We start from the raw sequence: 10,491 nt of genomic DNA on the forward strand, positions 1-10,491 counted from the left end.
ACTCCCTTTTTTTGTCTAATAAATCTTGATTATTTACTACAGATAAAGCATGTTATGGCTGACTGTTCTCCGAGGTTCCATTCGCAGTAGAATCTGCGCCGTTATGAGGATTTGTTTTATCCTCCGCAGCTGCGTTGTCCCCGGTCTTAGCGTCAGAGTTTCCACTTTGATTACCTTGCCCCTCCTGTGGCCTCTCCTGCCCCTTTTCGCCACTACCAGAGGGGTTTGATTCATTCTCACTATTCGGATTCGTTACAGCAGGCGTAGAAGGGCTCTCAATGTTGATCGTTGCCTTTAGTTGGCCTGCATTTCCGGCTTGCGTAATATATTTAGGCAAGCCTACTTTCAGAGTTACCTCGTGTTGACCAGCCGCGAGGCCACTTACATCTGCCACCAAACTAATATCATCATTGGTTAAATTGTTTACCAGATCCTGCGGGCCCTTCACAGTAACATCCATCGTCTTGCCTGCGGGCGCTGTAACAGTCGCAGTCGCTCCATCTCCTGCACCTTGTAAAACGATTGGGATGCCTGACAGCGTCCGTTCCGTATCTGTGACTTCATTGGAAGGAACAACAGTCACCTGAATTTGTATGGACCCTGGCTCGATTTTATCAGAACCTGAGGGGGCTGCCAAATTAGCTTGAACTGTACGAGTCCCCGCTTCCGTAAATTGGCTTAAATCCAATGTAGCCGTGACGTAAGAGCTAAGGCTGCTCAATACATCCTGCGATGCATATACCGCCGCTTCCTTCACGTTTGCATTCACTTTAGAAAGCACCAGTCCGTCTGGCAACTCTCCGGAATAGACAATCTTAACAGGCACAGACTTCGCCTGCTGAGTTACCGGAATTTCAACGGACACAGTAGACGGCTCAATGACCGCTCCCGTAAGTTCCTGTCCCTTTTTATTATAAGCCTTCAGTTTTACACGCTTCTGTTCAAACTTTTCTGAGATGCCATCCGTATTAACAGCCCCCAGAACGGCAGTGACGGTACTCAACTGGCTTTTGGGCAAGGTGACCTTTACGGTCTGAGGAGCAATCACAGGCTTACCAAGCTGCAGTCCCGCATCTGGGTTTCCTTTAGGAACTATAGATACATTAAATGATTTCGTTTGTTTTTCCTCAATCGTCACTGTAACACGGTTAGGAGTCATAGATACCAACTCCACTCCATCCGGCAAGTCCGGTTCGAGTGACAATGTTTTAGTACCTGCTCCTAAGCCGTTTAAGTTTAGCTTTGCTTGATAATTATCCGCAAAAAAGGAAGTCAACACAGAACGCTGTCCTCTGACCTCCATCTTAACATGATCAGTATCCATGGTTGACAATACATATTTTGAATCATCCAGACCACTGGCCTGAATGGCTACATTATCAATTACTTTATTATTATAAGAAACGGTCAGCGTAGATGAAGGTGTACCTGTATCTAGATGGACCATTCCCCACAGCAGGACAGCAACCGCAAGCGCCAATATCTTGGAAATCGTATTATTGTTAATCCATTTGTCCATCATGAATTTCCACGGCCTCCCCTCCGATTCCAGAATGAGCCGCGTTTTTCCTTCAAAGACGGTGTTGGCCGCAACTCCTCATACAGCTTGGAGATTAGGGATTCTTCCTTAATGTCGCGCACGACCTGTCCATTAATGGCCAAAGAAATTTGCCCTGTTTCCTCCGATACCACGACAGTTACGGCATCCGTTACCTCACTCACTCCAATCGCAGCACGGTGACGGGTTCCCAACTCCTTGCTGATGAACGGATTTTCCGATAATGGCAAATAACAGGCCGCAGAAGCAATCTGTTTATTTTGAATAATCACCGCACCATCATGCAGAGGTGTATTAGGAATGAAGATGTTAATTAGCAGTTCAGAACTGACTACGGCCTGTGTCTTGATACCAGACTCCGTATATTCGTTTAGCCCGGTCTCGCGCTCAAATACGACCAAAGCTCCTATTTTCCTACGTGATAAATAATTCAGCGCCTTAATCATTTCTCCGATTAACTTGTTAATCTCTTCATCATCCGCAGACGAACGCCCAAATAATTTGCCACGCCCCAATTGCTCCAGTGCACGACGCAACTCAGGCTGAAAAATAATAAAGATAGCCACCACACCAAAGGTGAACATCTGATTCATCAACCACTTGAGCGTATACAAATCAAACCAGGTGCTAACCGCCCAAATGACAACCAGAAACAGAATCCCTTTCAACAATTGAACTGCACGCGTTCCGCGAACAAGTAAAATAAGCTGATACATAATATAGGTTACGATCAAAATGTCGATAATATCTTTAATGGACTCTTTCCAAGTCAGGTCCGCAAAATAATCCAACATGCGCATGCCCCCGCAATTTTCTGTAGTGAGTGGGTGTAATATGTACACAGTGTGCTCTCTCTATCTAGGTTATAACGATCAGGCTCACGTTGCAAGCTGTGTGACAAAAGAACCGCCAAAATCAGTAAAATACAGTACAATTCGCCAGCTTCATATACAAAAAAACGCCTTTTCCAGCGGAAAGAGGCGCTCGATATCGTCCTTGCCATTTCAAGCTTCTTTTATGGAGAAGAAGGTCCCCCGAATAAATCAGTAACCTTGTACCAAATCCAATCCAAGGTTTGATCAATACTTTTAACCTGTCCTGCAATATGGGCGGTGGACGCTTGATAATAAGAACCATCAATTACAGTGACATTTCCTTCCACTTCACCGTATACACGGGCTTCACCATTTTGCACTGTTAAATCTCCGGCAATGGATTTCCCCTCAGGCACAATCACAGTATCGCCCTGAATAACAACTTGATCCAGATGACTTCCTTTGACTACCAATTGATGGTCCGTGCCAGAAAAGCTGGCCATGCTTGAGCATATAACAATAAGGAAGAAGGCGGCGGCTGTTACAGCGGGATGCCTTTTCACCCAGGTCAGCATAGGCACCGCAGTCTGTCTTTTATGCGGCGGCAAAGCATTCATAATGCGAAATGTCAGCTCATCCGATACACACGGCACTTGATGATAGCGTGTACCGTAAAGCATCGCATCCGTCCGCTCCAGCTCTTTAAAACGCATGCGGCATTCCGGGCAGTCTAACAAGTGCTGTTCCAACTCATGTTTGTCCTGCTCAGACAGGTCGCCATCTAGATAGTCATGCATAAAAGAGACGGCTTGTTTGCAATCCATATGAGCCAATCCTTTCTAATATTCTTCCGTGTTTCTCAACATAACATGCTCCGGCTTAGAAACTTTGCTCATCTTACATACGTTACAACGAGCATTATGTTTCATAAAAACATCTACGCAGACTCTTTTCCTAGAATCTATGCGCATGATCTATAGCTTGTGCTCCAGTTTTTTGCGCAGAAAATCCCGTCCCCTGTGTACTCTTGTCTTAATAGTGGTGACTGGGAGATTGAGCACATCGCTGATTTCCTGTAAGGAAAGCTCCTGCAAGTACCGTAAAACCATAATCGTTCTGTATTTATCCGGAAGGCTGTCGATGGCGTCATGAATCAAGGCCTGTGTTTCAGACAGAAGCGTGCTCCCCTCAGGGGTAAGCTCTTCACTGGCGAGCATGGCGTACCCATCGACACCTTCCTGATCATTCATTTCAGCATCAAGTGAGTATGTAGGTTTTCTCCTTCGCAGACGATCAATGCACAGATTTGTAGCAATTCGATAAATCCAAGTTGAGAATTTCTGTCCATGATCGTATTTTTCCAAATTACGATACACACGCAAAAAAGTTTCCTGCACCAGATCCTCCGCCTCATGGCGATTACCTAGCATCCGGTAGGAAAGATGAAAAATCCGATCTTTATATAACTCGACTAACTCCGCAAAAGCTCGCTGATCGCCTTTCTGTACCAGCCTTACCAAGCGGCTTTCCATATTATCCACTCTATACTCCCCCAGACTTGCTGATGGGTTACTTATTATATGTTTATGATTATTCATCGTAGTTTAATTTTATCCGGAAATCAACTGTAGTATTGTTACTAACTGCGAGCACGCCAGCCTTCAATATACAAACAGCACAATCGGGTACCCCATGAGTACCCGATTGCCTGTATTCGTACAACCGCACTATATCAGCCCGTATTTCTCAAGCCTGCGGCAATTCCGTTAATCGTCAACAATACCTCACGTAGCATCTCCGTATCATCACCGTTCTGATCCCGCAACTCCCGTAGCTCACTTAGCAATTGAACCTGCAAGTAACTTAACGGATCGACATAAGGATTACGCAAGCGGATAGATTCCTGAATAACCGGCACGTCGTCCAAAATCTCGGATTGTCCGGTTATTTTCAAAATCAACTCAGATGTCAGCTTAAACTCCGCTGAAATCTGCCCGAAAATACGCTGCCGGGCCTCTTCATTATCCGACATCCCAGCGTACTCTTCTGCAATCAGTAAATCCGCTTTAGCGATTGCCATTTGCAGTGTATCAATAAGTGACCGGAAGAAAGCAGAGTCCCTAAACATCGTTTGCAGCACTTTAAGGTTATCCTCATTGTTTTGATAGAAGCTTTGCAAACCTGTTCCAGCCGCATACCATGCAGGTAACAAGTAACGGCTTTGTGTCCATGCAAAAACCCATGGAATGGCGCGCAAGTCCTCAAAACGTTCGCTGTTCTTACGCTTGGACGGACGAGATCCAATGTTGAGCTCGCCCACCTCAGGCAACGGTGTAGATTCTTTGAAGAAGTTGAAGAAATCTGGATCTCGGAAAATCAAATCCTGATACTTATCCAGTGATACTTGGGAAATGCGGGCGATAATCTCCTCCCAGCTCTCCTCAAACACTTCCTTCTTCCCGGAACGATGATATGCTACAGCCGTAATCAGCGCCGATGTTGCCTGCTCCAAGCTCCGGTACGCGATACCTCTGAGCGAGTATCGGGATGATAGTACTTCACCTTGCTCCGTAATCTTTATTCCGCCTCCAATCGTATGAGGAGGTTGAGCCAAAATACTGCGATTAAGTGGCATTCCTCCACGACCCAGCGCACCTCCACGACCGTGGAAAAACTTCACTTTTACGCCAAACTCATTAACTACTTCCGTAATGCTGTTCATAGCGACTCGAAGTTCCCAGTTCGCTGTAACCACACCGCCATCTTTATTGCTGTCCGAGTATCCCAGCATAATCTCCTGAAGCTGGTCCATCGCAGCCACAGATTGTCGATATACAGGCAAGTTCATCAATCTTCTCATAATATCAGGTGCAGCGTGCAGATCATCTATCGTTTCGAACAAAGGGACAGATTGCAGCGTACAGATAACAGTGCCATCCTTCTCGATGCGGAACAGGCCTACCTCTTTGGATAAGACCATAACCTCCAGTAAGTCACTAGCTCCCTGAGTCATACTGATCAAGTAGCTTGTAATGGACTGCTTGCCGAATTCCTCCTGAGCCAAATAAATCGTACGATATACATCAAGACATTCCTGTGTGCTATCGCTATATTTTAAATAAGGTGAAGTAATCGGACGAGGTTCATTCAGCAGCTTTTCCAGCAGATTAATTTTTTCTTCTTCTGACAGCTTACTGTAATCCGACACAATATTCATTTTAGAAAGAATTTCAGTCATCGCATTTTCATGTTCCTGACTATGCTGACGGACATCCAGCGTAGCTGTATGGAATCCAAACAACTCTACCTGGCGAATCATCTTTTGAATATACGTGTTTGCCACATAATCGGCAAAATGATGACGCAGACTGTGGTCAATAACATTTAGGTCTGCAATGAGCTCTTCCGCAGAATTGTAACGCTCATTGGTACCCTGTTTGCTTTCATCCAGGATGTTGTTCACTTTAGCAATCATATATGCCAGTTTAATGCGGTAAGGCTCTTTTTCGTTATGCCATACTTCCATCTTTTTAAGTGTAATGTGAGTACGGTCTTCTTCAATAGAAGCCAGCAGAGCATCGGAAACTCGCACAATGCTGGTGCTGAAACTCAAGTAACCCATGAGTTCCTTTAACGTGTGCTGATATTCTCTCAAAGCCAACTTGCGCTGCATACGTAACGTTTCCCAAGTCACATGAGATGTCACAGACGGATTGCCGTCCCGGTCTCCACCGATCCAGGAACCAAATCTCAGATAAGTGGGTATGTGCCATTTTTGTTCGGGATAATATTTGTCTAAACATCGTTCCAATTCTTGATATACATCTGGCAGTACATGAAACAAGGTCTCGTGAAAATAATACATTCCATTTCTTACTTCATCTAATACAGTTGGCTTGCGATCACGCAGCTCATCTGTCTGCCACAGCGTAATTACTTCGTTTAGCAGATTCTCCCGTACCTGTTCCCGCTCACGCAAGGTAAGCATCGGATTATCCAGCAGCATGACGTCCTCAGAAATGCGCTTATGGATATCAAGTATTACTCGTCGTGTCGCTTCTGTAGGATGTGCGGTCATGACCAGCTCCAAAGAGAGCTCATTCAGCAAGTTACTAACGTCCTCAGCGGAGAAGCCCCCTTGTTTAAGCTCCTGAACGGAACTTTCAATGGAACCAGGTTGAACATCTTCACCAGCCGAATGCTCATAATCCCGCTTACGACGAATACGATGGTTTTGCTCAGCGATATTCACCAACTGAAAATAAATCGCAAACGCGCGAATAACCTGGTGACGAATATCCGTATCCAGTCCGCTGACCATTTGTTTGAAATTCTCATACAACTCCGGCTGATACCCGGCACGTAACGATTTACTTGTCTCACGTATTTTCTCCACGATATCCAAAAGTTCGTTGCCACCCTGATGAACCAATACCTCACCAAGAATATTCCCTAGAAAACGAACGTCCCGCCGCAGCAGATTGTTGGATTGGTTTTTGTTAGCGGTTAACGTAAGCTCAGTCATGCTTTTCCCCCCATCTGATCTGTTCCACACCATATACAGTTGTAGAAAAGGTACGTATACACACGAAATTTGACACTTTCTTAACATCATACAATAAAACCGCATGAAAAGCTGCAAAATTTACAGTAAAAAATCATGTTTTTGAAATACTTCTTTTGAGAAAATATTGGATTGTTATGAAAAAAGATGAAATTAATAAATAGAAATTAATGTATACACTAGTGATACGTGAAACATTATGCACAGTCTCTTATAAAGAGTGTGTTTTTAAAGGTACAAATTCATGCAACGTAGTGTGTATATGTTTATTATTTGTTGACAAAGTCAACTCCATTAGCCTTCTATCCACAAAGATATACACAAATTAGCCATTTTCTCAGTGTTTCTAAGGTATTTCCTCATTAACACTCCGATTTTTACCCACATAAATAAAGGGAAATGTGCACAACCCAAGAGCAACTGTTGAGTTATCACCATAAATTCGCACCATAATAGCTATAGGATTCCTATATTTAAAGGATTTGATCACGAAATTAGCCTTACTGCAGGAGAAAGGGGTACGTTAGAGGAGGAAATTCGAGATCTAGGTGTCAAAAGTAACAAGAGCCTATGTACAATATACACAAGTCATCCCCAACTGTGCATGACAGGAGACATATTTGCATTGGCCTATATACATAGAAGTAAATGTAATGTGGACAAAATAAAAAGAAGCCTTTCGGCTTCTAGGTAATCGGTAAGCGGGTGATGGGAATCGAACCCACGCTATCAGCTTGGAAGGCTGAAGTTCTACCATTGAACTACACCCGCAAATTAGTATCGGGATGACACGATTTGAACATGCGACCCCCTGGTCCCAAACCAGGTGCTCTACCAAGCTGAGCTACATCCCGATATTATACTTTTTTAAATATGGCGCGCCCTGAGAGATTCGAACTCCCGGCCTTTTGATTCGTAGTCAAACGCTCTATCCAGCTGAGCTAAGGGCGCAAATATGGAGCGGACGACGGGAATCGAACCCGCGACCCTCGCCTTGGCAAGGCGATGCTCTACCGCTGAGCCACATCCGCAAAAACAATATGCGCGTGGAGGGACTTGAACCCCCACGTCAAAGACGCTAGATCCTAAGTCTAGTGCGTCTGCCAATTCCGCCACACGCGCATGTAATACAATGGTGAGCCATGAAGGACTCGAACCTTCGACACCCTGATTAAAAGTCAGGTGCTCTACCAACTGAGCTAATGGCTCTTAATGGCTGGGGATATAGGATTTGAACCTATGCATGACGGAGTCAAAGTCCGTTGCCTTACCGCTTGGCTAATCCCCAATATGCATATGATTCACAATTCCCCAAGAATTCATCCAGGTAAGAGGATGAAAAATGGTGGAGGCTGAGGGGATCGAACCCCCGACCCTCTGCTTGTAAGGCAGATGCTCTCCCAGCTGAGCTAAGCCTCCATACTACCCAATGACCCGTAGGGGATTCGAACCCCTGTTACCTCCGTGAAAGGGAGGTGTCTTAACCCCTTGACCAACGGGCCATCCTATAACAAGCTCTCAACCGGGTTCGAACCGGTGACCTCATCCTTACCATGGATGCACTCTACCTGCTGAGCTATGAGAGCAAATGGCTCCCCGAACAGGACTCGAACCTGTGACAACTCGATTAACAGTCGAGTGCTCTACCAACTGAGCTATCAGGGAATATTAAGCATAAAGCTCTGCTTGGCCACGTCCTACTCTCCCAGGACCCTGCGGTCCAAGTACCATCGGCGCTGGAGGGCTTAACGGTCGTGTTCGGGATGGGTACGTGTGGAACCCCTCCGCTATCGCCACCAAACATGAATTTGCTATGCAAATTCTACCGTATTGAAACTCGGTTCATCACAGCTGTGTGAATGAATTTCAATGCGTATTTCGTATGTATTTCTACATACCTTCAAGGTTACACCCTGAAAACTGGATCCGAAACTTATTTGCGTTTTATCTTAGGATAAGCCCTCGACCGATTAGTATTGGTCAGCTCCATGCATTACTGCACTTCCACCCCCAACCTATCTACCTCGTCGTCTTCAAGGGGTCTTACTAATTGGGAAATCTCATCTTGAGGGGGGCTTCACGCTTAGATGCTTTCAGCGCTTATCCCTTCCGTACATAGCTACCCAGCGGTGCTCCTGGCGGAACAACTGGTACACCAGCGGTACGTCCATCCCGGTCCTCTCGTACTAAGGACAGCTCCTCTCAAATTTCCTACGCCCACGACAGATAGGGACCGAACTGTCTCACGACGTTCTGAACCCAGCTCGCGTACCGCTTTAATGGGCGAACAGCCCAACCCTTGGGACCTACTTCAGCCCCAGGATGCGATGAGCCGACATCGAGGTGCCAAACCTCCCCGTCGATGTGGACTCTTGGGGGAGATAAGCCTGTTATCCCCAGGGTAGCTTTTATCCGTTGAGCGATGGCCCTTCCATGCGGTACCACCGGATCACTAAGCCCGACTTTCGTCCCTGCTCGACTTGTAGGTCTCGCAGTCAAGCTCCCTTCTGCCTTTGCACTCTTCGAATGATTTCCAACCATTCTGAGGGAACCTTGGGGCGCCTCCGTTACTCTTTAGGAGGCGACCGCCCCAGTCAAACTGCCCACCTGACACTGTCCTCGCACCGGTTCACGGTACCAAGTTAGAACCTAGATACGATCAGGGTGGTATCCCAAGGATGCCTCCCCTCAAGCTGGCGCTCAAGGCTCAACGGCTCCCACCTATCCTGTACAGATCGTACCCAAATTCAATATCAAGCTGCAGTAAAGCTCCATGGGGTCTTTCCGTCTTGTCGCGGGTAACCTGCATCTTCACAGGTATTAAAATTTCACCGGATCTCTCGTTGAGACAGCGCCCAAGTCGTTACGCCATTCGTGCGGGTCAGAATTTACCTGACAAGGAATTTCGCTACCTTAGGACCGTTATAGTTACGGCCGCCGTTTACTGGGGCTTCGGTTCATAGCTTCGCCCCGAAGGGCTTACCACTCCCCTTAACCTTCCAGCACCGGGCAGGCGTCAGCCCGTATACTTCGCCTTGCGGCTTCGCACAGACCTGTGTTTTTGCTAAACAGTCGCTTGGGCCTTTTCACTGCGGCCCCCTCGGGCTATTCACCCTACCGAGGCACCCCTTCTCCCGAAGTTACGGGGTCATTTTGCCGAGTTCCTTAACGAGAGTTCTTCCGCGCGCCTTAGAATTCTCTTCTCGCCTACCTGTGTCGGTTTGCGGTACGGGCACCTTCTCCTGGCTAGAGGCTTTTCTTGGCAGTCTGAGATCATGACCTTCGCTACTATAATTTTCGCTCCCCATCACAGCCCAGCCTTAATGATATGCGGATTTGCCTACACATCAGCCTCACTGCTTAGACGGACATCCATCAGTCCGCGTCACTACCCTACTGCGTCACCCCATCGCTCATAGCGGATTACGGTGGTACAGGAATTTCGACCTGTTGTCCTTCGACTACGCCTATCGGCCTCGCCTTAGGTCCCGACTTACCCTGAGCGGACGAACCTTCCTCAGGAACCCTTAGGCTTTCGGCGGATCTGATTCTCA

5 protein-coding genes, 11 tRNA genes and 2 rRNA genes (1 of these 18 cut by a window edge) are annotated in these 10,491 nt (G+C 46.5%); all 18 read right to left on the minus strand.

The annotated features are described in order from the left end of the window. Positions 1-52: 52 nt before the first annotated feature. Positions 53-1,522, minus strand: a complete 1,470-nt coding sequence (locus ACYCS5_RS11190) for a CdaR family protein (RefSeq protein ID WP_459761070.1) — start codon at positions 1,520-1,522, stop codon at positions 53-55. Beyond that, positions 1,519-2,352 carry a diadenylate cyclase CdaA gene (gene cdaA / locus ACYCS5_RS11195; protein ID WP_013312127.1) on the minus strand — a complete coding sequence of 278 codons (834 nt, stop codon included), beginning with the start codon at positions 2,350-2,352 and terminating at the stop codon, positions 1,519-1,521. Before cdaA ends, ACYCS5_RS11190 begins: the two co-directional genes overlap by 4 nt. A gap of 221 nt (positions 2,353-2,573) precedes the next feature. Next, positions 2,574-3,197 (minus strand): anti-sigma factor, encoded by a 624-nt coding sequence (locus ACYCS5_RS11200; RefSeq protein WP_069011562.1) that lies wholly within the window; start codon positions 3,195-3,197, stop codon positions 2,574-2,576. A gap of 150 nt (positions 3,198-3,347) precedes the next feature. Then, positions 3,348-3,914, minus strand: coding sequence for an RNA polymerase sigma factor SigW (gene sigW, locus ACYCS5_RS11205; protein WP_016818747.1), 567 nt, complete (start codon positions 3,912-3,914; stop codon positions 3,348-3,350). 191 nt (positions 3,915-4,105) lie between these two features. Continuing rightward, a complete protein-coding gene (gene ppc, locus ACYCS5_RS11210) occupies positions 4,106-6,898 on the minus strand; it encodes a phosphoenolpyruvate carboxylase (protein ID WP_029516811.1) in 2,793 nt (930 codons plus the stop codon). A 739-nt stretch (positions 6,899-7,637) separates the two neighbouring features. Then, positions 7,638-7,708, minus strand: a tRNA-Gly gene (locus ACYCS5_RS11215). A gap of 9 nt (positions 7,709-7,717) precedes the next feature. After that, positions 7,718-7,791 (minus strand) — tRNA-Pro (locus ACYCS5_RS11220). A 20-nt stretch (positions 7,792-7,811) separates the two neighbouring features. Beyond that, a tRNA-Arg gene (locus tag ACYCS5_RS11225) sits at positions 7,812-7,888 on the minus strand. 5 nt (positions 7,889-7,893) lie between these two features. Next, positions 7,894-7,968, minus strand: a tRNA-Gly gene (locus ACYCS5_RS11230). 10 nt (positions 7,969-7,978) lie between these two features. Next, a tRNA-Leu gene (locus ACYCS5_RS11235) sits at positions 7,979-8,059 on the minus strand. A gap of 11 nt (positions 8,060-8,070) precedes the next feature. After that, positions 8,071-8,146: transfer RNA gene (locus ACYCS5_RS11240), tRNA-Lys, on the minus strand. A gap of 4 nt (positions 8,147-8,150) precedes the next feature. Further along, positions 8,151-8,225: transfer RNA gene (locus tag ACYCS5_RS11245), tRNA-Gln, on the minus strand. A 55-nt stretch (positions 8,226-8,280) separates the two neighbouring features. Continuing rightward, positions 8,281-8,356: transfer RNA gene (locus tag ACYCS5_RS11250), tRNA-Val, on the minus strand. Positions 8,357-8,367: 11 nt separating this feature from the next. Continuing rightward, positions 8,368-8,439 (minus strand) — tRNA-Glu (locus ACYCS5_RS11255). 11 nt (positions 8,440-8,450) lie between these two features. After that, positions 8,451-8,523, minus strand: a tRNA-Thr gene (locus tag ACYCS5_RS11260). 3 nt (positions 8,524-8,526) lie between these two features. Continuing rightward, a tRNA-Asn gene (locus ACYCS5_RS11265) sits at positions 8,527-8,602 on the minus strand. Positions 8,603-8,621: 19 nt separating this feature from the next. After that, positions 8,622-8,738 (minus strand): 5S ribosomal RNA (gene rrf / locus ACYCS5_RS11270). Between the two features lie 149 nt (positions 8,739-8,887). Continuing rightward, positions 8,888-10,491 (minus strand): 23S ribosomal RNA (locus tag ACYCS5_RS11275) (it continues 1,324 nt past the right edge of the window).

It is taken from the genome of Paenibacillus sp. SEL3, assembly GCF_054602585.1.

Coding starts and splice junctions, on each gene's coding strand:
- cdaA (WP_013312127.1), bottom strand. CDS start 2,352: ATGTTGGATTATTTTGCGGACCTGACTTGGAAAGAGTCCATTAAAGAT.
- ACYCS5_RS11190 (WP_459761070.1), bottom strand. CDS start 1,522: ATGATGGACAAATGGATTAACAATAATACGATTTCCAAGATATTGGCG.
- ACYCS5_RS11200 (WP_069011562.1), bottom strand. CDS start 3,197: ATGGATTGCAAACAAGCCGTCTCTTTTATGCATGACTATCTAGATGGC.
- ppc (WP_029516811.1), bottom strand. CDS start 6,898: ATGACTGAGCTTACGTTAACCGCTAACAAAAACCAATCCAACAATCTG.